12 protein-coding genes are annotated in these 22943 nt (G+C 39.9%); all 12 read left to right on the top strand.

Annotated features, from left to right (window positions below):
• Positions 1–581 precede the first annotated feature (581 nt).
• The 12 genes from hepC (BSCG_RS22055) to nfo all read left to right on the top strand — a co-directional run bounded on the left by hepC (BSCG_RS22055) (position 582) and on the right by nfo (position 22917).
• The gene (gene hepC, locus BSCG_RS22055; protein WP_009040740.1) at positions 582–2768 is read left to right on the top strand and encodes a heparin-sulfate lyase HepC; all 2187 of its coding nucleotides are present in this window, start codon (positions 582–584) and stop codon (positions 2766–2768) included.
• Between the two features lie 12 nt (positions 2769–2780).
• A complete protein-coding gene (locus BSCG_RS22050) occupies positions 2781–5054 on the top strand; it encodes a surface glycan-binding family protein (RefSeq protein ID WP_032849329.1) in 2274 nt (757 codons plus the stop codon).
• Positions 5054–8227 (top strand): SusC/RagA family TonB-linked outer membrane protein, encoded by a 3174-nt coding sequence (locus BSCG_RS22045; RefSeq protein ID WP_229037681.1) that lies wholly within the window; start codon positions 5054–5056, stop codon positions 8225–8227. Before BSCG_RS22050 ends, BSCG_RS22045 begins: the two co-directional genes overlap by 1 nt.
• A gap of 16 nt (positions 8228–8243) precedes the next feature.
• Complete coding sequence (locus BSCG_RS22040; protein ID WP_008775088.1) at positions 8244–9917, top strand: RagB/SusD family nutrient uptake outer membrane protein; 1674 nt, start codon at positions 8244–8246, stop codon at positions 9915–9917.
• Positions 9918–10097: 180 nt separating this feature from the next.
• Complete coding sequence (locus BSCG_RS22035; protein ID WP_032849330.1) at positions 10098–11402, top strand: DUF4995 domain-containing protein; 1305 nt, start codon at positions 10098–10100, stop codon at positions 11400–11402.
• A 59-nt stretch (positions 11403–11461) separates the two neighbouring features.
• Positions 11462–13462, top strand: coding sequence for a heparin-sulfate lyase HepC (gene hepC / locus BSCG_RS22030; RefSeq protein WP_008775090.1), 2001 nt, complete (start codon positions 11462–11464; stop codon positions 13460–13462).
• 53 nt (positions 13463–13515) lie between these two features.
• Positions 13516–15132: a sulfatase gene (locus tag BSCG_RS22025; protein WP_008775091.1), complete on the top strand. Its 1617-nt coding sequence runs from the start codon at positions 13516–13518 to the stop codon at positions 15130–15132.
• 67 nt (positions 15133–15199) lie between these two features.
• Positions 15200–16828 (top strand): Tat pathway signal sequence, encoded by a 1629-nt coding sequence (locus BSCG_RS22020; protein ID WP_032849331.1) that lies wholly within the window; start codon positions 15200–15202, stop codon positions 16826–16828.
• A gap of 45 nt (positions 16829–16873) precedes the next feature.
• Positions 16874–17815, top strand: coding sequence for an ROK family protein (locus tag BSCG_RS22015; protein WP_004305716.1), 942 nt, complete (start codon positions 16874–16876; stop codon positions 17813–17815).
• A gap of 144 nt (positions 17816–17959) precedes the next feature.
• Positions 17960–19228: a sugar MFS transporter gene (locus BSCG_RS22010; RefSeq protein WP_032849332.1), complete on the top strand. Its 1269-nt coding sequence runs from the start codon at positions 17960–17962 to the stop codon at positions 19226–19228.
• A 34-nt stretch (positions 19229–19262) separates the two neighbouring features.
• Positions 19263–21884, top strand: coding sequence for a DUF4962 domain-containing protein (locus tag BSCG_RS22005; RefSeq protein ID WP_083793645.1), 2622 nt, complete (start codon positions 19263–19265; stop codon positions 21882–21884).
• Positions 21885–22083: 199 nt separating this feature from the next.
• Positions 22084–22917: a deoxyribonuclease IV gene (gene nfo, locus BSCG_RS22000; protein ID WP_008775095.1), complete on the top strand. Its 834-nt coding sequence runs from the start codon at positions 22084–22086 to the stop codon at positions 22915–22917.
• Positions 22918–22943 lie beyond the last annotated feature (26 nt).

The following is a 22943-nucleotide window of genomic DNA, read 5'->3' on the forward strand; positions in this document are numbered from 1 at the left end:
GGCTGCATGGTTTACAAGCGTGGGCTGTACAGCCTGCATACGTGGGCTATAGAAACATTACCGCTCCCAATAGATTATTAAGCTGTCAAATACAGGTTGTCATCCTATAAAACGTGCATTCTTATGCCTTTAAATGGGTAATCTCACCTAATACTACACTAAAATAGACAAAGTATAGGCATGATAGATAGCTGTTTTTTGCAATAAAACTATGATAGATACCTTTTTAAAAAGGCATCTATCATAGTTATTCTTCTGATAATGAAATGATTATTAAAATGAATGATACTTATGATAGATATTTTTTCACTATGTAGCATTTAATTCAAATCCGTACGAAAATGAATTAGTTTATTTCATGAATTGAACAGGACAAAGTTTACATTATGATATATAAAAGACTTACTATCAGCCTAAAAAAACATTTCTTTAGACATTATTGATATATGATTCAACAATATTAATATCAAAAAATCATTTTTTGAACAAAGTGTGAACAAGACAAATCATCAGCCATAAATAAATAGATTACATTTGCAAACAGTAAAATATAACTTTTAATAATTAAAACCTAATAAAGTATGAAGAACATCTTCTTTATTTGTATGTTCGGTCTGCTAGCATTTACTGGATGCTCAGACAACGAGGAGGAAATATTGACCGGAGGCAATATAGACATAGATATGCTTCCTCCTAATCAGCCTAATGATGTGATCGATGAAAAACTATTTGCAGTTATCAATCTTGATTATCCAGGACTGGAAAAAGCCAAAGAATTTTATAATTCAGGGAAATACTACTATGCAGTAAATGAATTATTAGAGTATTACAGAAATCGAACAAGTGTCATCAACCCTAATATCCAACTGATGAACACACCAATTACTGCATCTGAACAAAATATAGCTGATCAAGCATTAGAAAACAGATTTTATGTTAGAGGTTTTGCAGAGCGAGTCGAAGATGGAAAAGAGATCTATTATTCTTTTACTAAAGATAATAAAATAGACTGGTCGTTCATTCCCAGTAAAGTCACTGACCAAGAATTTAAATATCAGATTCATCGCCATCAATGGATGCTCCCACAAGCAAAAGCCTATCGCACAAGTCGTGATGAAAAATATGCAGAATCATGGATCAATGTTTACTCGGATTGGCTTAAGACTTTTCCTTATGAAGAAGGAACAACATTCCCCGAAGAAGGAGGACAAGAGAATGATGTTGATTATCAATGGAAAGGTTTACAGGTAGCTGAAAGAGTTATCTCACAAATAGATATCATGACTTATTTCATTCAATCTAAAAATTTCACGCCAGAATGGCTCTCTGTCTTCTTGACAGCATTTGCCAAAGAAGTAGAATGTATTCGTTTGAATTATTATAAAGAAGGTAACATTCTGGTTACCCAAGCACAAGCTGTAGCAATGGCAGGCATACTCATGCCTGAGTTCAAGAATGCTAATGAATGGCTATCAGAAGGTTCTCAGAAACTAGGAGAACAAATAGATAAACAGTTCCTTGCAGATGGAGTACATTACGAATTTGATATTAGCTACCACGTTGGTGCCATCTCTGATTTTTATGAAACTTACAGAATAGCTCAATTAAATAATAAAGCCGGCGGATTTCCGGCAGGATACCTTGAGAAGTTAAAATTACCAGCTCATTTTGTCATGGATATCACTTATCCCAATTACAGTGTAGAAAACTTTAATGATACCCGTTCCAGTCGTTTAGGAAAAAGTGTACTCATTAAAAATTTCAAAAAGTATGCAGAAATGTTCCCAGATGATCAAGAAATACAATGGGTGGCTTCAGAAAGACTAAGTGGATCCACACCTACTTATTTACAAAAAGCTTATACGAATGGAGGGTATTATATTCTGCGTAATAAATGGGATGACCAATCTATGATGATGATACTAAAAAACAACAATACTAATAAAAAATATCACTGTCAACCAGATAACGGTACATTTAGTTTATATAAAGGAGGACGTAATTTCTTCCCTGACGCAGGGTCATACGCATACAGTGGGAGCGATAGAGAGAGCTATCGCGAAACAGCCAGACATAACACGTTAACCATAATGAGTAAAACAATACCTGACGATAGTATGAAAGGAAAATTGCTTCAATTAACAACAAAGACGGATGAATCAACATCCTATGATGTCTTGGTTACTGAAAATCCGACATATACTGTTTCAGCTGAAAAACATCTGAATTTGACCCATCGCCGTTCTGTATTTTTTGTTAATCAAAAGTTCTTTGTTATAGTAGATGAAGGATATGATACCACAGCAGACCATAACAGTAACATCAATGTGAATTTTCATTTATGTCCTATTGAAAACGCATCAAGCGATGTTGTAATAGACGAAGGACAAAAAGACAGCCATATTTACGGTGCACATACGGCTTTTAGCGACAATAATAATATCATGCTTAGAACCTTTGTTGAAACAGCCAACAATTATAGCGCATCCGTAAAAACGACTAATACTTCTAATGATATAGGACAAAAAACCGAACGTAAAGGTTATCAAGTTACCATACGCAAACCTAAAATAGAAAATGGTGCTGCAAGATTCATCAGTATAATATACCCAATTAATGAAGGTACGGAAGCAGCAAACATCAATATGACAGCCACATTTACAGATATAGCAGATGATGAGGTCGCTGGAACATTCCATGCAAATGGAACATCAGTAAAAGTAATTATTGATAATAAAGAATATAATTTGTCATACACACTTAATTAATATATCTAAGAAATGAAACATACATTATTAAAAACCAAATCAAGGCTTATAATGAGTCTGATGATAGTTATAATGGGTGTAGTTTATACATCTTGTGATGATACAGAAACTACCGATTCTACTAAATTCACAATATTCTACTCAGGCATGACTGATATAGGTCCTTCGATGAGTGGAAGAATTAGTAGCCCAACTTATAAAGGAAATACACCTTCTGACTTTGCTATAACCAAAGTTACTTTAAAAGGTGAAGCCTATTCCGGAGATTGTTTTACTATCGACCCGAATGATGGATTCATATCTATAAATAGCACCAAAGATATGCAAGTTGGCCTATATAAATTATCCATATCATGCATATCCGGAGGGAATTATTATGAATTTAAAGATATTGTAGAAATAAACTTTTTGAAGGCCGTCCCCGATGGAATTACAGTGGAACCCAACAAACTCCAAGTCAAATATAATGATATTATTGATGAAACAAGTGAAGTAGAACTACCAACAGCGCAAGTCAAGACAGATGGAGATCATGTAACCATTACCAAATATGAGATTGCCAAAAGTGACTATTCAAAATACTTCGACATCACTAAAAGTGGAAAAATAAGTATTATCAAAGGTAGCACAGCACTTCTTCCCGGTATTTATAACATCTCATTAAAACTAACAACCGGAGCTTCTTCTGAAGATGAAGGAATATTTGAGAATGCACTAGAAATAAATGTCACGTCAGCACCTTTTGGTTTGGAGTACACTCCTAACGAAGATATGCTAGAAGCTGAAAACGACAAAAGTGGAAAGACCTCATTTCAGAGTAATGCGCCTGCACTTAAAGGTTCATTAGAAGGAATAGAATATTCTATAAAAAATATTACCCCTACAACAGATAAAATTAAAATAGATCCAACTACCGGAGTTCTTTCCGTTGACAAAGACCACGGATTGCAAAGTGGAAATAACTATGTCATCTCAATACATGTTAAAAACAATTTTGGAGAAGAAGATTTCAATAATGCATTTACACTACAAGTCGTAGAATACATTGAGCCAATTTCAGGATTCGAATATGAAACAAGTATTGATAAATATCAATATTCAAAGTTCACCATTAGTCCTAAGGAAGGGTTGAAAGGAGATAATATCCAATTCAGCTTGATTAATGAACCGGATGCATTAAAGGGGCAGATAGAATTTGACGCCCAAACCGGAACAATTTCTGTAGAAAAAGGGAATACTATTCCACAAGGAAATTATCCTCTTACCGTGAGAGCGACTAACTCTAAAAACGCAGAAAATCCTGCAGATGCAACATTTACTCTGAATATCATTGAGAATCCTAATTACTTCACTGATATTCGTTATGGAAACAACATTGATGTACCAGAAGAAAATAATGCTAATCAATTTAGAATTACAGAAGATAATGAAGCTAATGCGGATGCTACATTAAAAAGCTTCACTTTCCCAAGTCCACAAACAGGGCTTAAAGGGAATGTATCGGTCGCATGGAGCATCAAGAACGGAAATAATTGTGACAACTTAACAATCGATAGCAATACAGGAAAAATCAGTTTCAATCAAGAAGCTACATGGCCCGCAGATAAAAATGAAGTCAAAGCAAATACAATAGGATTTTGTTATGTTACAGCAACAGCCGGAACAGATAAAGATAGCCAGATATCTCAAACAACTCTTGTATTTATTCATTATGACTTAAAAGCAAATAATGGAGTACATATCCATTATAATCCTTTTGTCTTCCAAGCTGATCCTAAAAATGGTGGTAATTCAACTGTTCCGTTGGTTACAGTTAACGGAACAACTACAACTTCTAATTTCGCATTAGATTACCGCCGTTCATTTAACTACTATCCCACAGAAGGTACTTTAGTAAAAGGAGCACCCGCAACTGCCGGTTCATTCTTAAATGAACTATGGACTACATATTATAAAGCTATGGATATAAAACTATCAACCGGGTCTAGAAATCCGATGTCATATTACGGCAGCGTATACGATATGAGCCATAGTAAGAAATTACCTAATCAATCGGATAGACTATCCGTAGCATTAGCCTATGTCGTTCCTAATGACCTGACTATACATATCAGTCCGAATATCTGGAAAAATAGTAAAGGAGAATATGCTAATGGAATTATGGTTGGAGAAATGACTTTCCTTACAAATGTCACCGTTGATACAAAAGAAACCGGAGATTTATTAAAAAATGGAAAGAAAATAGCACCTATCATTATATGGTTTGACAAAAAATTTATTAAATAATGAGCAAAACATCATTAACTATGTATAATACAATCACTAAATCAATAAAACTAAGAGGGTATATCACCCTCTTAGCACTGATTTTCACAATCAGCCTACAAGCCCAGAATATAACTGTAAAAGGTGTTGTTGTAGATGAAACAGACACTCCGCTTATCGGAGCAACAGTTATGGTAAAAGGTGCATCTACTGGAGCTATTACTGACTTCGACGGAAACTTTACGTTAACAACCTCAAAAGGTTCAATAATATCTTTCTCATATATTGGATATAAAACCCAAGAGATTAAATATACCGGACAATCTCCTATGAATGTTAAAATGGTACCAGATAATAAAACTTTAGACGAAGTTGTTGTTGTCGGATATGGTTCCATGAAGCGAGGTGATTTGACAGGTTCTGTTGCATCCGTCGCTTCCAAAGACATTGAAGGCTATAAAAGCAGTTCTGTTATGGGGGCTTTAGGAGGACAAATTGCCGGAGTACAAATTACCCAAACTGACGGTACACCGGGAGCTGGATTTAATATCAACATCCGTGGTGTAGGTACTTTAACAGGAGATGCTTCTCCACTTTATATCGTAGATGGTTTTCAAGTAGATAATATCGATTATTTATCGAACTCCGATATTGAATCTATAGAAGTTTTAAAAGATGCCTCCTCTGCCGCTATCTACGGTGCGCGCGCAGCCAATGGGGTGGTTATGGTTTCCACCAAGTCAGGTAAAGTAGGACGCCCTGTAATTAACTACAACGGCTCTGCAAGTTATCGTAAGATTTCAAAAATGTTAGATGTACTTTCTCCTTATGAATTCGTTAAATTGCAAGGAGAAATAAAAACCGAATATGCAAATTCCTACTATAAATCAGGAAATGATGATAATGGAATTCCTTATCTTTATCAATCAGCGGAAGATTATATCGGAATGAAAGGAGTAGACTGGCAAGAAGAGACTTTCAATCCGACATGGTCACAAGACCATAATCTATCCATCTCAGGCGGTAGTGATAATACCAAATATACAGCTTCATTTTCCCGTTATATTGAAAATGGTATTTTTAAGAATAGTGGATTTGATAAAACGACAGGTAAAATTCGCTTTAATCAAAAGATAACAAAAAACATCACTTTTGATACAACTGTTAATTACGCACAAACGAACCGTAAAGGTGTGGGAACTTCCGCAGACTCCGGACGTTTTAATATGTTAGCACAAATTCTAAGTGCACGTCCAACAGGTGGTCTGAAGCTGACAGATGAAGAATTATTAAATTCTGCTATTGACCCTGAAATGCTAGAGACTGGAGAAAGCCTTGCGCAAGTCAATCCTGTCATGCAAACCGAATCCGTTACTAATGATAAACGTGGAGAAATGTGGTCAGCCAATGCATCTGTTACCTGGCAAATTATTAAAGGATTAACATTTAAGACAGCTGGTACCTATAATACAACTGACAGCAGAACTGACATTTTTTACAAAACAGGTTCTAAAGAAGCATATCGTAATGGAGAAAAGCCGTATGGCCGAACTCAAATGGGACGCGACGTACGTTGGACTAATTATAATAACCTCACATGGAAACAAAAGATTAAAAAACATACTTATGATGTGATGTTAGGCCATGAAGTTTCATTCAAAAGCAGCGAATATCTATTAGGAGAAGCGATGGATTTCCCATTTGATAATCTGGGCAATGACAATTTAGGCATCGGAGCTACTCCTAGTAAAGTGAGCTCCAGCTATAGTGACAAGATGCTACTATCCTTCTTCGCCCGTGGTAACTATAATTATGACAATCGCTATTTATTAACAGCGACAATACGTGCAGATGGTTCTACTGTATTCTCCCAAAAGAATAAATGGGGATACTTTCCCTCTTTCTCAGCTGCTTGGCGTGTTTCTGAAGAAGCATTCATGAAAGATATAAAATGGTTGTCAAACTTTAAAGTTCGCTTCGGTTGGGGTACTGTCGGTAATGACCGTATTTCAAACTATTTATCATTAGATTTATATGAAGCCAGTAAATATGGAGTAGGTAATAATACAGTAACGGTATTGACACCGAAACAACTCAAAAACGCTAACCTGAAATGGGAAGGTTCCAATACCGTGAACTTAGGTGTAGATCTTGGTTTCTTTGATAGTCGCCTAAATATTACAGCAGACTTCTTTATCAAAAACACAAAAGACCTCTTGCTAGCTCAATCACTTGCACACATTACAGGTTTTAACTCACAAATGCAGAACATTGGTAAGATCCAAAATAAAGGATTTGAATTAAATGTGAACAGTATTAACATACAAACAAGAGATTTTACTTGGAATACGAACTTTAATATATCATTTATCAAAAACACATTAAAGTCACTTGCTTCCGGTGTAGATGCGATGTATGCACGTTCCGGATTCGACAGCAACTTCACCGCATATGATTACATAGCCAAAGTCGGTGAATCTTTAGGATTGATCTATGGATATGAGTTTGATGGGATCTACCAAAGTTCTGATTTTTACACAAAACCAGGCGATCCTACATTGTATTTAAAAGACGGAGTCGTTAATGACCCGCGCTATAGTACAAAAGAGCCTTTAAGACCGGGTGTAGTAAAATATAAAGATCAAGACGGAGATGGTAAAATTACAACCAAAGACCGTACTGTCATCGGTTCTGCAATCCCCAAATGGTATGGAGGTATCACCAATACACTAAATTATAAAGGGATTGACTTCAGTTTCATGCTACAATTTAATTACGGCAATGACGTTTATAATGCAACCCGTCTATATTCAACTCAATCAAGAAGCGGACGTAGAAATATGCTGGCTGAAGTAGCGGATCGCTGGAGTCCGACCAATGCATCCAATAAAGTACCTTTATATAATGGATACATTACCAATGATGTCTATTCACGTTTTGTAGAAGACGGTTCATTCCTTCGTTTGAAAAATATAACATTAGGTTATACTTTACCTAAAAAATGGACAAGTAAATTCTATGTATCCAGACTTCGTGTTTATGCTACAGGACAAAACTTATTCTGTGTTACAGGATATAGTGGTTATGATCCGGAAGTAAGTACAGCAGGGAGCAATCCGATGACTCCTGGACTAGATTGGGGTGCATATCCAAAGAGTAAAGTATTTACTTTTGGGCTTGATATTCAATTTTAATAATAAATTAAGTACAATGAAAAAGATTCTATACTATATAGCAATGTCAGTAATATGTGCATTACCTTTTAATTCTTGCACATTAGACGAAGAAACCAGCACCGATGTAGAAAAGAAAAACTTTATGCGAGATGCTAAAGAGGCAGAGATTGTATTACAAGGTGTTTATCGTTCAACCATAGAAGATGGACAATATGGCTATCATTTATCTATATTGTTTAATTTAGGAACAGATATGGAGCAGGCAGAAGGAAATAGTACGGAGAACTATCGTATCATACCAGCCAATGCATTTCCTACCACTCAATCGGAAGTACAAACTACTTGGTCATCTTTGTATGCCGGTGTCTATAATGCGAATGATTTTCTAGAAAGAATCTCAAGCAAAATAAATACATACTCAGATACCGACCGTCAATTGGCCACTTTATATATAGCTGAAGCAAGAGCTTTAAGAGCTATGTTTTACTTTGAATTAGTGCGCAGATATGGTAATATTGCTCTTATGACCAATACAGAAATGTCGAAACAAGATCCAAGAACATTTGTTCAAGTAAAACCGGAAAAAGTGTATGAATTCATCGAAGATGACCTGCTTTACGCTAGTAGAATACTGCCCTATGCACAAGATGACCAATACCGCATCGATAACAGCTATCGTTTTTCCAGGGGGGCTGCTCTAGGCTTATTATCAAAAGTTTACGCCACATGGGCAGGATATCCTGTATATGATGAGTCAAAATGGGAAGAAGCCGCTAAAACCGCGCGTACTTTAATAGAATCCGGCAAACATGCTCTTCTATCTGATTACGAACAATTATGGAAAAACACTTGTAACGGGGTTTGGGACCCAACAGAAAGCTTGATCGAAATATCATTTTACTCCCCTACCGTTTCAGGAAACAGTGACCCTGTAGGCCGTATTGGAAAATGGAATGGAGTTAAAACCACATCAATCGCAGGACAGCGTGGAAGTTGCGCAGGAAATGTGAAAGTGGTGCATACTTTCGTAACAGAATGGCGTGAACATCCTCAAGACTTACGCTGCGATCTTTCCGTTGCCAATTATAAATACGATGATGATAAAGTACTTTGGACAAAAGGAAAAAATGATACCGATTATTCTGCTAAAGAAAAAGACAAAGACCCCACTAAAGGACAAAAAGAAAAACAAAATTATACACCTGCTAAATGGGACATTGAAAAATATGTAACCACCAGTAAATTAATCAATAACGATAAATCAAATGTTAATTGGTATTTCCTACGTTATGCAGATGTACTTTTACTTTACGCAGAGGCTTTGAATGAATGGAAACATGGACCTACTGATGAAGCTTATGAAGCGATCAATATGGTGCGCCGTCGTGGATTTGGTAATCCTAGTAAGACGAGTATTTGTGATTTAAAAGATTTAAATGAAGAAGATTTTCGTAAAGCAGTCTATCAAGAAAGAGCTTATGAGCTGGCTTTTGAAGGACACCGCCGCATGGATTTAATCCGCTGGGGAATATATTATGAAACTATTCAAAAAACATACAATGATTTGCTTAACTGGTGGACTGCGGAAACTGAATTTAATTATGTTGTTTACAGACATACTGTAAAAGGTAAGCATGAACTATTTCCCATTCCACAAAGAGACATGGACTTGATGATTAAATTTAATCAAAATCCGAATTGGGAATAGTCCTCATTCTCTCCAATATGCCTTAATTAGGGCATATTGGAGAAATTTAAAACCTTTTTCAACAAAATCAAAACTTAAAAAGCAGAGTTCAAACACCTTTTGGACAATCCTGCAACGGAAAGTTTTGCCTTTCGGTTACTTTTGCATCAGTTACAAAACTTCTAAAAACAATCACTTAAAATGAATAACATGAAAATGAAACTTGTTCTCTTTGCTTCGGTTAGTATTGCACTTGCATCGTGCCAGACAACCCCAAAGGAAGACTACAGTTGGATAAAAAAAGGACTGGATGTAGCTTCTGCCCAATTACAACTTTCTGCAGAAGAGGTTAGTGGTACGGGAATGTTGCCACGCTCCATCCGTACCGGCTATGACATGGATTTCCTTTGCCGTCAGTTGGAAAGAGATTCATCAACATTCAAAGATTCACTACGCGCACAACCCACTGCTGACCAGCTAGGCAAACGTCGCCTCTGCAACGTTTATGACTGGACGAGTGGTTTCTTCCCCGGCTCATTGTGGTACGCATACGAACTGACAGGAAACGATACACTGAAAACTCAAGCCATCCAATATACAAATCTGCTGAATCCGGTACGCTATTATAAAGGTACGCATGATTTGGGATTTATGGTCAACTGCAGCTATGGCAACGCAGAACGTCTTTCACCCAACGACACCATTGCCGCTGTGATGAGAGAAACTGCCGATAACCTCTGCGGCCGTTTCAACGATTCTATCGGCGCTATCCGTTCATGGGATTTCGGAACATGGAACTTCCCGGTTATTATCGACAATATGATGAACCTCGATCTTCTGTTTAATGTAGCAAAAGCGACAGGTGACAATAAATACAAAGACATTGCTATCAAGCATGCTATGACTACCATGAACAATCACTTCCGTCCGGATTATACTTGCTGGCATGTAGTAAGCTACAACAACGACGGAACTGTTGAACGCAAGCAAACTCACCAAGGCAAGAATGACGATTCTTCATGGGCACGTGGTCAAGCATGGGCTGTATATGGCTACACAGCTTGCTACCGTGAAACAAACGACAGTACTTTCCTGAACTTCGCTATCAAAGTAGCTGATATGATTATGGATCGCGTTAAAACAGACGATGCCATTCCCTACTGGGATTATGATGCTCCTGTAACTAAAGAAACTCCACGTGACGCTTCTGCCGCTTCTGTTACCGCTTCAGCATTGATCGAACTAAGCACCATGGTTCCCGACGGGCAGAAATACTTGGATTATGCGGAAAAGATTCTGAAGAGTTTGTCAAGCGACGCATATCTTGCAAAAGTGGGTGACAATCAAGGTTTCATTCTGATGCACTCTGTCGGTTCACTGCCCAACGGTTCTGAAATCGACACTCCACTGAACTATGCTGACTATTACTATCTGGAAGCATTGAAGAGATTCATGGAATTGAAGAAGTTGAGGGTTGAGAATGGAGAGTTGAGAGTGATCCAATAATACAAAAGCAAGAGTGTTCTCAATCGTAAATAGTAAATCGTAAAATCGTAAATTATATCATGAATAAAACTTTAAAGTATATCGTTCTGCTGGCAATCGCTTGTTTTGTAGGCAAAGCTAGTGCCCAAGAACTGAAAAGCGAAGTCTTTTCAATTCTTAACCTGGACTATCCGGGATTGGAAAAAGTGAAAGCTTTGCATCAGGAAGGTAAAGATGAGGATGCTGCCAAAGCATTATTAGACTATTACCGTGCACGTACCAATGTAAAAACTCCGGATATCAATCTGAACAAAGTGACTATCAGCAAAGAAGAACAGCAGTGGGCAGATGACGGATTGAAACATACATTCTTCGTACATAAAGGTTATCAGCCTTCTTACAACTACGGAAAAGACATCAACTGGCAATACTGGCCGGTGAAAGACAATGAACTCCGTTGGCAATTGCACCGCCACAAATGGTTCACTCCGATGGGAAAGGCTTATCACATATCCGGTGACGAGAAATATGCTAAAGAATGGGCACATCAGTATATCGACTGGATTAAAAAGAATCCGTTGGTAAAGATGGACAAAAAAGAATATGAGCTGTTAAGTGATGGAAAAATCAAAGGTGAAATAGAAAACGTACGTTTCGCATGGCGCCCGCTGGAAGTTAGTAATCGTCTGCAAGACCAGACTTCACAGTTCCAGTTATTCCTCCCTTCTCCTTCTTTCACTCCGGACTTCCTGACAGAATTCCTGGTAAACTATCACAAACATGCTATACATATCCTTGCTAATTATTCCGATCAAGGTAACCACTTGCTGTTTGAAGCTCAACGTATGATCTACGCCGGTGCTTTCTTCCCTGAATTCAAAGATGCTCCGGCATGGAGAAAAAGCGGTATCGATATTCTGAACCGTGAAATTCATGTACAGGTATACGAAGACGGCGGACAGTTCGAACTCGACCCACATTATCATCTGGCAGCTATTAACATTTTCTGTAAAGCTTTAGGTATCGCAGATGCCAACGGATTCCGTAAGGAATTCCCTCAAGATTATTTGGATACCATTGAAAGCATGATTATGTTCTACGCAAACATTTCTTTCCCTGATTATACCAATCCATGTTTCAGCGATGCTAAGTTGACAACAAAGAAAGAAATGGTGAAAAACTACAAAGCATGGAGTAAACTATTCCCCAAAAACCAGGCTATCAAATACTTCGCAACTGAAGGTAAAGAAGGTGCATTGCCGGATTATATGTCTAAAGGATTCTTGAAATCAGGTTTCTTTGTATTCCGTAACTCATGGGGAATGGATGCTACGCAAATGGTAGTAAAAGCTGGTCCGAAAGCATTCTGGCATTGTCAGCCGGATAACGGAACGTTTGAACTTTGGTTTAACGGCAAGAATTTGTTCCCGGATTCTGGTTCGTATGTATATGCCGGTGAAGGCGAAGTGATGGAACAACGCAACTGGCACCGTCAGACTTGTGTTCACAACACAGTAACGCTGAACAACAAGAACTTGGATACGACAGAATCTGTGACTAAATTGTGGCAACCGGAAGGTGCTATCCAAACTTTAGTGACCGAAAATCCTAGTTACAAAAACTTGAAACACCGTCGTTCCGTTTTCTTCGTTGACAACACTTACTTTGTCATTGTAGACGAAATGATCGGTAGCGCCAAAGGTTCCATCAATCTTCACTATCAAATGCCAAAAGGAGAAATTGCCAACAGCCGCGAAGACATGACATTCCTGACACAATTTGAAGACGGCAGCAACATGAAACTGCAATGTTTCGGTCCCGACGGTATGTCGATGAAGAAAGAACCGGGTTGGTGCTCAACTGCTTATCGCAAACGCTACAAACGTATGAATGTATCGTTCAACGTGAGAAAAGACGGCGAAGAAGCTGTACGTTACATCACTGTTATCTACCCGGTTAAGAAAAGCGCAGATGCCCCTAAATTTGACGCTAAATTCAAGAACAAAGCGTTCGATGAAAACGGTCTGGAAGTAGAAGTGAAAGTAAACGGAAAGAAACAGTCATTAAAATACAAACTATAAAAAGCCTCAAAGCCTCTCCCTGCCCCTTTTCTTAGGAGAGGCTTCTTATCATTATGGAAAACTATTACACCTCCTCTACCCTACTCCTCCCATTGGCAGCACTAAGTCTCGTTTCTTGCAGCAGCCAAAAGAAAGAAGAAGTCAGACAGCCGAACATTATCTTCATGATGACGGATGATCACACCACTCAAGCGATGTCCTGTTATGGAGGAAATTTGATTCAAACTCCTAATATGGACCGGATTGCCAATGAAGGCATTCGCTTTGATAATTGTTACGCTGTCAATGCTCTTTCGGGACCTTCGCGCGCTTGCATCCTCACCGGCAAGTTCAGTCACGAAAATGGTTTTACCGATAATGCAAGTACATTCAACGGCGATCAGCAGACATTCCCCAAACTCCTTCAGCAAGCCGGATACCAGACTGCCATGATTGGCAAATGGCATCTCATCAGCGAACCGCAAGGTTTCGACCATTGGAGTATCCTTAGCGGCCAACATGAGCAAGGTGACTATTACGATCCTGATTTCTGGGAAGACGGAAAACATATCGTAGAAAAAGGATATGCTACGGATATTATTACCGACAAAGCAATTAAATTCCTTGAAGGACGGGACAAGAACAAACCGTTCTGCATGATGTATCACCAGAAAGCCCCACACCGTAACTGGATGCCCGCTCCCCGTCATTTAGGCATATTCAATAATACAACTTTCCCGGAACCGGCTAATCTGTTCGACGACTACGAAGGTCGTGGAAGAGCTGCTCGCGAGCAGGATATGTCTATCGAGCACACGTTGACAAACGACTGGGATCTCAAATTGATGACTCGTGAAGAGATGCTGAAAGATACAACCAACCGTCTTTATAGTGTATATAAACGTATGCCTATTGAAGTTCAGGATAAATGGGATTCTGTATACGCCGGGCGCATTGCCGAATACCGCAAAGGTGACTTGAAAGGCAAATCTTTAATCAGCTGGAAATATCAACAATATATGCGCGATTATCTGGCTACGATTCTGGCAGTAGACGAAAATATCGGCCGACTACTGAATTATCTCGAAAAGATTGGTGAACTGGACAATACAATCATTGTCTACACCTCCGACCAGGGTTTCTTCCTTGGAGAACATGGCTGGTTTGACAAACGCTTCATGTATGAAGAATGTCAGCGCATGCCTCTTATCATCCGTTACCCGAAAGCAATCAAAGCAGGAAGTACCAGTAATGCAATCAGTATGAATGTAGACTTTGCTCCTACCTTCCTCGACTTTGCCGGAGTAGATATCCCGTCAGATATTCAAGGAGCTTCTTTGAAACCGATATTGGTCAACGAAGGCAAAACCCCGGCCGACTGGCGTAAAGCTGCTTATTACCATTATTACGAGTACCCTGCAGAACACTCTGTAAAACGTCACTATGGTATCCGTACACAAGATTTCAAACTGATTCATTTCTACAACGATATTGACGAATGGGAAATGTATAACATGAAAGCTGATCCGAGAGAGATGAACAACGTCTTCGGCAAACCGGAGTATGCTAAAGTACAAAAAGAGCTGATGGAGCTACTTCAGGACACTCAAAAACAGTACAAAGATACTGACCCGGATGAAAAGGAAAAAGTCCTCTTTAAAGGTGATCGCCGACAAATGCAAAACCGCTAAGAGGAGGACATATAAATAAGAATTAATATGCTTCATTATTAGTTTACCGAATAAATTAGATAAAACCATGGATAGAAGAAAGTTTTTAAAAAACACAGGCTGGTCTTTCCTCGGATTGGCAGCTTCAGGCAGTTTGCTGGGTTCTTGCGCAGCTGGAAGCAAAGAAGCAAAAAAGATTATGCCGTCAGCCAGTAACCTCAAAATGTACTGGGGCGACTTACATAACCATTGCAACATCACATACGGACACGGCGACATGCGCGACGCTTTTGAAGCAGCGAAAGGACAATTGGATTTTGTCAGTGTCACTCCTCATGCTATGTGGCCGGATATTCCCGGAGCAGATGATCCCCGCCTGAAATGGGTGATTGATTATCACACAGGAGCTTTCAAACGTTTGCGTGAAGGCGGTTATGAGAAGTACGTAAAAATGACGAATGAATATAATAAAGAAGGTGAATTCCTTACTTTTGTCGGATACGAGGCCCACAGCATGGAACATGGTGACCATGTTGCATTGAATTATGATCTCGACGCACCGCTTGTGGAATGTACTTCTATCGAAGACTGGAAACAGAAGGCAAAAGGACACAAAGTATTTATTACTCCACATCACATGGGTTACCAGGGCGGCTATCGCGGTTACAACTGGAAATGCTTTACCGAAGGAGATATTACCCCATTCGTAGAAATGTATTCCCGTCATGGTCTGGCAGAAAGCGATCAGGGAGATTATCCTTATCTACACGATATGGGTCCGCGCCAATGGGAAGGAACCATTCAATATGGTCTTGAATTAGGCAACAAATTCGGTATCATGGCTTCTACCGACCAACATTCCGGTTATCCGGGAAGCTATGGCGACGGTCGTATCGGTGTCATGGCTCCGTCATTGACTCGCGACGCTATTTGGGAAGCTCTCCGCACCCGCCATGTATGTGCCGCAACCGGTGATAAAATTATTATCGACTTCCGCCTCAACGACGCTTTCATGGGTGACGTGGTTCGCGGTAACAGCCGCCGTATCTATCTGAACGTTACAGGTGAAAGCTGTATCGACTATGTAGATATTGTCAAGAACGGACAGATTTTAGCTCGCATGAATGGCCCGCTGACTCCGATTGCCCCGGAAGGTGATACGGTACGTTGCAAAGTTAAAGTTGATTTTGGTTGGAATCGTGAAGAGAAATACGTACATTGGCAGGGTAAACTGTCCGTGGACAAAGGACAGATCCATAGTGTAACTCCTTGTTTCCGTGGCGCAGCGTTCACTTCTCCACAAGAAGGTGAAACTGAATTCCACACGCATGTCAACCGTATCGTATCCGTTGGCAACAAGGAAACCGAACTGGATATGTATAGCAGCAAAAATCCGAATACGACTACAGCAGCCATGCAAGCCGTCATTCTGGATGTGGAAATGCCCAAAGACGGTAAGATCATTGCCGAATTCAATGGCAAGAAGTTTGAACATGCGTTGGGCGAGTTGCTCGAAGGTTCACGTTCACACTTCATGATCGGTTGGTTGAGCGAGGCGATCCTTTTCAATCGTGCTATGCCGGAAAGCTGTTTCACTTTGGAACACTACATGGAAGATAAAGAGCCGCAACGTGATACGGACTACTACTATGTACGCGTTCGCCAACGTGACGGACAATGGGCTTGGAGTTCACCGATTTGGGCAGAAAGAGTGTGATTTTTTTAAGTATTAAGTATTATGTATTAAGTATTACTTGGTGATATGGAAAAAGAATACGCTATAGGAATTGACCTTGGCGGAACTTCTGTAAAATACGCCCTAATTGATAATGAAGGCGTATTTTACTTTCAAGGGAAGTTACCGTCGAAAGCCGATGTATCAGCAGAAGCTGTCATCGGACAGTTGGTTACTGCTATCAATGAAGTGAAAGCCTTTGCACAGGAACAAGGCTACAAAATCAATGGTATAGGAATCGGTACACCGGGCATCGTAGATTCTACAAACCGCATAGTTCTGGGAGGTGCGGAAAACATCAACGGTTGGGAAAACATACATCTGGCGGACCGCATTGAAAAGGAAACCGGACTCCCGGCTTTATTAGGAAATGATGCCAATCTGATGGGATTAGGAGAAACAATGTATGGAGCCGGACAGGGAGCCACTCATGTTGTTTTCCTAACAGTAGGAACAGGCATTGGCGGTGCAGTAGTCATCGATGGCAAATTGTTCAACGGTTATGCCAACCGGGGGACAGAACTGGGGCACGTGCCTCTCATTGCCAATGGCGAACCTTGTGCCTGTGGTTCCGTCGGCTGTCTGGAACATTATGCTTCCACTTCTGCCTTGGTACACCGTTTCAGTCAACGGATAATAGACGCAGGTATCTCCTACCCGAATGAGGAGATTAATGGAGAACTGATCGTCCGCCTTTACAAACAAGGAGATAAGATTGCACAACTATCGCTGGAAGAACACTGTGATTTTCTGGGACATGGAATTGCAGGATTCATTAATATCTTCAGCCCTCAAAAGATTGTGATCGGTGGAGGACTTTCCGAAGCCGGAGACTTTTATATTCAGAAAGTAAGCGAAAAAGCCCGCAGTTACGCCATCCCCGACTGTGCCGTGAATACTCAAATCATAGCTGCCGCTCTTGGAAACAAGGCCGGAAGTATTGGAGCCGCTTCACTCTTTTTCAAATGAAAAACAAAAATAAATGATAGTTGATAGCTGATAAATGATAGTTAGTAAATGAAAGTTATCTCAACATACAAATACTCAATCATCAATTAATTATCAACTTCCATCTATCAGTTATCATTTATCAACTATCAACTATTTAAGATTATGAGAAAAAATTTAGGGATGCTGGCGCTGATTATGGCGTTCTGGTTTACCATCTCGTTTATCACCAATATTCTAGGCCCACTCATTCCGGATATTATCCACAACTTCAATCTAAGTGACCTGGCAATGGCGGGATTTATCCCGACTTCTTTCTTCCTGGCCTATGCCATCATGTCTATCCCTGCCGGATTGCTCATCGACCGTTTCGGTGAAAAGCCGGTATTATTCGGTGGATTTCTGATGCCGTTCATCGGCACCATCCTATTTGCCTGCATGCACACGTATCCGATGTTATTGGCTTCTTCTTTCATCATCGGACTGGGAATGGCCATGTTACAAACGGTATTGAATCCACTCCAACGTACCGTAGGAGGAGAAGAAAACTATGCATTTATCGCCGAACTGGCACAGTTCATGTTTGGCATTGCTTCTTTCCTAAGTCCTCTGGTATATACTTATCTGATTCGTGAACTTGATCCGGCAACATATACAGCAGGTAAGAGTTTCTTTATCGACCTGTTGGCCGATGTCACTCCACGGGAAATGCCGTGGGTATCTCTTTATTGGGTATTTACAATCCTGCTATTGGTCATGCTGATAGCTGTCGGTGTATCCCGTTTTCCCAAGATCGAGTTGAAAGAAGACGAGAAAAGCGGGTCTAAAGATTCATATCTGGCTTTATTCAAACAGAAATATGTATGGCTGTTTTTCCTGGGAATTTTCTGCTATGTAAGTACGGAACAGGGAACTTCAATCTTCATGAGTACCTTCTTGGAACAATATCATGGAGTTAACCCACAAACAGACGGTGCACAGGCCGTAAGCTATTTCTGGGGATTGATGACAGCCGGTTGTCTGGTAGGTATGATTCTGCTCAAATTAATTGACAGTAAACGATTGTTGCAAATTTCCGGAATTCTGACGATCATCCTATTATTATCGGCATTATTCGGAAGTAAGGAAGTATCCATGCTTGCTTTCCCTGCTGTTGGATTCAGCATCTCCATGATGTATTCCATCGTATTCTCATTGGCGCTGAACTCTGCGTCACAGCACCACGGTTCATTCGCAGGTATACTATGCTCGGCAATTGTAGGTGGTGCCGGTGGTCCGATGATTGTAAGTACACTGGCAGATGCAACATCACTCCGTACGGGTATGCTCTTTATCCTTGTTTTTGTAGGATATATCACCTTTATCGGTTTCTGGGCATGTCCACTGATTAATAACAAGACTGTTCGTCTGAAAGATTTGTTCAAACAACGCTGAATAACAAAGCGATGAATAATAAAAGCAAAGTTATATGATGAAACAACGAATATCTATTTTTCTCTTGTTCACCCTTCTGCTATTCGCCAATGGATATGCACAAAAAGGAATCATGCGTCTGACTCAACAGACCTTGATGCATGAAGTCCGCGAAACGCCTTCGCCTCTGGACGGACAGCATATTACTGTCAATCCCCCACGTTTTATGTGGCCGGATAAGTTCCCGCACCTCGGTGCTGTATTGGACGGAGTTGAAGAAGAGGACTACAAACCCGAAGTAACCTACCGCATCCGTATTGCACGCGACCCCGAATTTAAATCGGAAGTGATTACCGCCGAAAGAAAATGGGCATTTTTCAACCCATTCAAACTCTTTGAAAAAGGGAAATGGTATTGGCAACATGCCTACGTTAACAAAGAAGGAAAAGAAGAATGGTCACCTGTTTATCATTTTTATATAGACGAACACATACGTACATTCAACCCTCCTTCTCTACAGGAAGTATTAACCAAATTGCCCAAGACTCATCCCCGCATCTTGCTTGATGCCGAAGATTGGGATAATATCATCGAACGGAATAAAAACAATCCGGAGGCACAGGCTTATATCCGAAAAGCCGATAAATGCCTGAACCACCCGCTGAAACATCTGGAAGAAGAAATTGATACAACCCAGGTTGTCAAGTTGACAAATATTGTTCAATATCGTTCTGCCCTGATTCGGGAAAGTCGTAAGATTGTAGACCGTGAAGAAGCAAATATCGAAGCCATGGTACGCGCTTACCTGCTAACGAAAGATGAGGTATACTACAAAGAAGGCATTAAGCGTCTTTCCGAAATTCTTTCCTGGAAAAAAAGTAAGTACTTTGCTGGAGATTTCAATCGTTCTACTATTCTGTCCATGAGCACTTCAGCGTATGATGCATGGTACAATCTGTTGACTCCGAATGAGAGAAAACTACTCCTAAGAACGATTCGTGACAATGGAAAGAAGTTCTATCATGAATATGTCAATCACTTGGAAAACCGCATTGCTGATAATCATGTCTGGCAAATGACTTTCCGTATCTTGAATATGGCGGCATTTGCTACGTATGGCGAACTCCCGATGGCTTCCACCTGGGTGGATTATTGCTACAATGAATGGGTATCCCGTCTGCCGGGCCTCAACGCGGATGGAGGATGGCACAATGGTGATTCTTATTTCCAGGTCAATCTCCGCACATTGATTGAAGTTCCCGCTTTCTACTCCCGTATCAGCGGATTCGATTTCTTCGCTGATCCGTGGTATAACAACAATGCATTTTACGTCATCTACCAGCAGCCTCCATTCTCAAAATCAGCCGGACAAGGCAATTCACATGAAAGCAAAATGAAGCCGAACGGTACACGAGTAGGTTATGCGGATGCCTTGGCACGTGAATGTAATAATCCGTGGGCGGCTGCTTATGTTCGTACCATTCTGCAAAAGGAACCGGATATCATGGAAAAAACTTTCCTCGGAAAATCTGGAGACTTGACCTGGTATCGTTGTACAACCAAAAAAGCTCTCCCCAAAGAAGGACATACTCTTGCCGAACTACCCATGGCGAAAGTATTCAATGAAACGGGAATCGGTACGATGAATACCTCTTTGGGAGATATAGATAAGAATGCCATGTTATCGTTCCGCTCCAGTTCTTATGGTTCCACTTCCCATGCACTGGCCAATCAGAATGCTTTTAATACATTCTATGGAGGTAAAGCCATTTTTTACAGCAGCGGACATCGTACAGGTTTTACGGACGATCATTGTATGTATTCTTACCGTAACACCCGTGCACACAACAGCATTTTGGTAAATGGAATGACTCAAAAGATTGGAACAGAAGGATATGGCTGGATTCCGCGTTGGTATGAAGGAGAAAAAATCGCTTATATGGTAGGAGATGCTTCCAATGCTTATGGTAAAGTGACTTCTCCCCTATGGCTGAAACGTGGAGAACTATCCGGTACGCAATATACGCCTGAAAAAGGATGGGATGAGAACAAACTGAATATGTTCCGCCGTCATATCATCCAACTGGGAAGTACCGGAGTTTTCGTGATTTATGATGAACTGGAAGGAAAGGAGGCTGTTACATGGAGTTACCTTTTACATACTGTAGAATTACCGATGGAAATACAGGAACTGACCGATGAGGTGAAAGTAACCGGAAGGAATAAAGCTGGCGGTATCTCTGTTGCCCATCTTTTCAGTTCGGCAAAAACGGAACAGGCAATGGTAGATACTTTCTTCTGTGCTCCGACCAACTGGAAAAATGTGACGAATGCACAAGGAAAAGCAGTGAAATATCCTAATCACTGGCATTTCTCTTCTACAACTGTTCCTTGCAAAACCGCCCGTTTCCTGACTGTGATGGATACACATGGAGACAACCGTCCGGATATGCAGGTAGTTCGCAAAGGCAATATCATTCAAGTAGGTGACTGGACTATCACTTGCAACCTTACGGAAAAAGGAAAAGCCGCTATTCACGTTAGTAATAAAGTGGAGAAAGTTTCCTTAAACTACGATGCCGGTAAAAAGAAAGGTGCAACGACGGTAACAGATCAGGTAAAAGGGAAACAGGTTAATAAAGTCCTGACAGACTATTTACCGGATTTTGAGATTTAATCTCTCCCCCCAAAAAATATCCCGTTATTCAATTTTCTATAAATTGAATAACGGGATATTTTTTATAGAGAATAAAAGATAAAGAACAGAGTATAAAGTACATGATCCTATGAATTGTAACCAAGAAGAGTTCTCTCTACAAACATATACTCCTTTAAAAACGTTATATTTGCAGAGTAAAATAAATTAAGAAAGAACAATGAAATATATCGGAGCACATGTTAGCGCCTCTGGTGGCGTAGAGTTCGCACCCATTAATGCGCACGAAATAGGAGCAAATGCTTTTGCATTATTCACCAAGAATCAACGTCAATGGGTAAGTAAACCTCTAACAGAAGAAAGTATCAGTCTCTTCAAAGAGAATTGTGAGAAATATGTTTTCCAACCGGAATATATCCTTCCACATGACAGTTACCTTATCAATCTGGGGCATCCGGAGGAAGAGGGACTTCAAAAAAGTCGTGCCGCTTTTCTGGATGAAATGCAACGTTGTGAGCAACTTGGATTGAAGCTTTTAAATTTCCACCCCGGTAGCTCTCTCAATAAAATATCAACAGAAGATTGCCTGTCGCTTATTGCAGAAAGCATTAATCTCGCTTTAGAAAAAACAAAAGGAGTAACAGCTGTTATTGAAAACACAGCCGGGCAAGGCAGTAATTTAGGAAGCGAATTCTGGCAATTGAAATATATCATTGATCGGGTAAACGATAAGAACCGGGTAGGTGTTTGTCTCGATACCTGCCATACCTATACCGCTGGTTACGATATTGTCAATGAATATGATAAAATATTTGATGAATTTGATAAAGAAGTCGGATTCAACTACCTCCGTGGTATGCACTTGAATGATTCTAAAAAAGCATTAGGCACCCATGTTGACCGCCACGACAGCATTGGTAAAGGATTGATTGGCAAAGCTTTTTTTGAAAGATTAATGCAAGATTCCAGATTTGATAATATACCGTTAATACTCGAAACTCCGGATGAAAGTAAATGGAAAGAAGAAATTGCATGGTTAAGAAGTATGGAATAAAAGATTAGAAAATACAAGTTATAGAA

It is taken from the genome of Bacteroides sp. 2_2_4 (assembly GCF_000157055.1).
GTDB classification, from domain to species: Bacteria; Bacteroidota; Bacteroidia; order Bacteroidales; family Bacteroidaceae; genus Bacteroides; species Bacteroides ovatus.

Bases quoted from the DNA above. Each gene is read 5' to 3' on its own strand.
- BSCG_RS22035 (WP_032849330.1), top strand. From the start codon at position 10,098: ATGAATAACATGAAAATGAAACTTGTTCTCTTTGCTTCGGTTAGTATT.
- BSCG_RS22010 (WP_032849332.1), top strand. From the start codon at position 17,960: ATGAGAAAAAATTTAGGGATGCTGGCGCTGATTATGGCGTTCTGGTTT.
- BSCG_RS22005 (WP_083793645.1), top strand. From the start codon at position 19,263: ATGATGAAACAACGAATATCTATTTTTCTCTTGTTCACCCTTCTGCTA.
- BSCG_RS22040 (WP_008775088.1), top strand. From the start codon at position 8,244: ATGAAAAAGATTCTATACTATATAGCAATGTCAGTAATATGTGCATTA.
- BSCG_RS22015 (WP_004305716.1), top strand. From the start codon at position 16,874: ATGGAAAAAGAATACGCTATAGGAATTGACCTTGGCGGAACTTCTGTA.
- hepC (WP_009040740.1), top strand. From the start codon at position 582: ATGAAGAACATCTTCTTTATTTGTATGTTCGGTCTGCTAGCATTTACT.
- BSCG_RS22025 (WP_008775091.1), top strand. From the start codon at position 13,516: ATGGAAAACTATTACACCTCCTCTACCCTACTCCTCCCATTGGCAGCA.
- BSCG_RS22020 (WP_032849331.1), top strand. From the start codon at position 15,200: ATGGATAGAAGAAAGTTTTTAAAAAACACAGGCTGGTCTTTCCTCGGA.
- nfo (WP_008775095.1), top strand. From the start codon at position 22,084: ATGAAATATATCGGAGCACATGTTAGCGCCTCTGGTGGCGTAGAGTTC.
- hepC (WP_008775090.1), top strand. From the start codon at position 11,462: ATGAATAAAACTTTAAAGTATATCGTTCTGCTGGCAATCGCTTGTTTT.
- BSCG_RS22045 (WP_229037681.1), top strand. From the start codon at position 5,054: ATGAGCAAAACATCATTAACTATGTATAATACAATCACTAAATCAATA.
- BSCG_RS22050 (WP_032849329.1), top strand. From the start codon at position 2,781: ATGAAACATACATTATTAAAAACCAAATCAAGGCTTATAATGAGTCTG.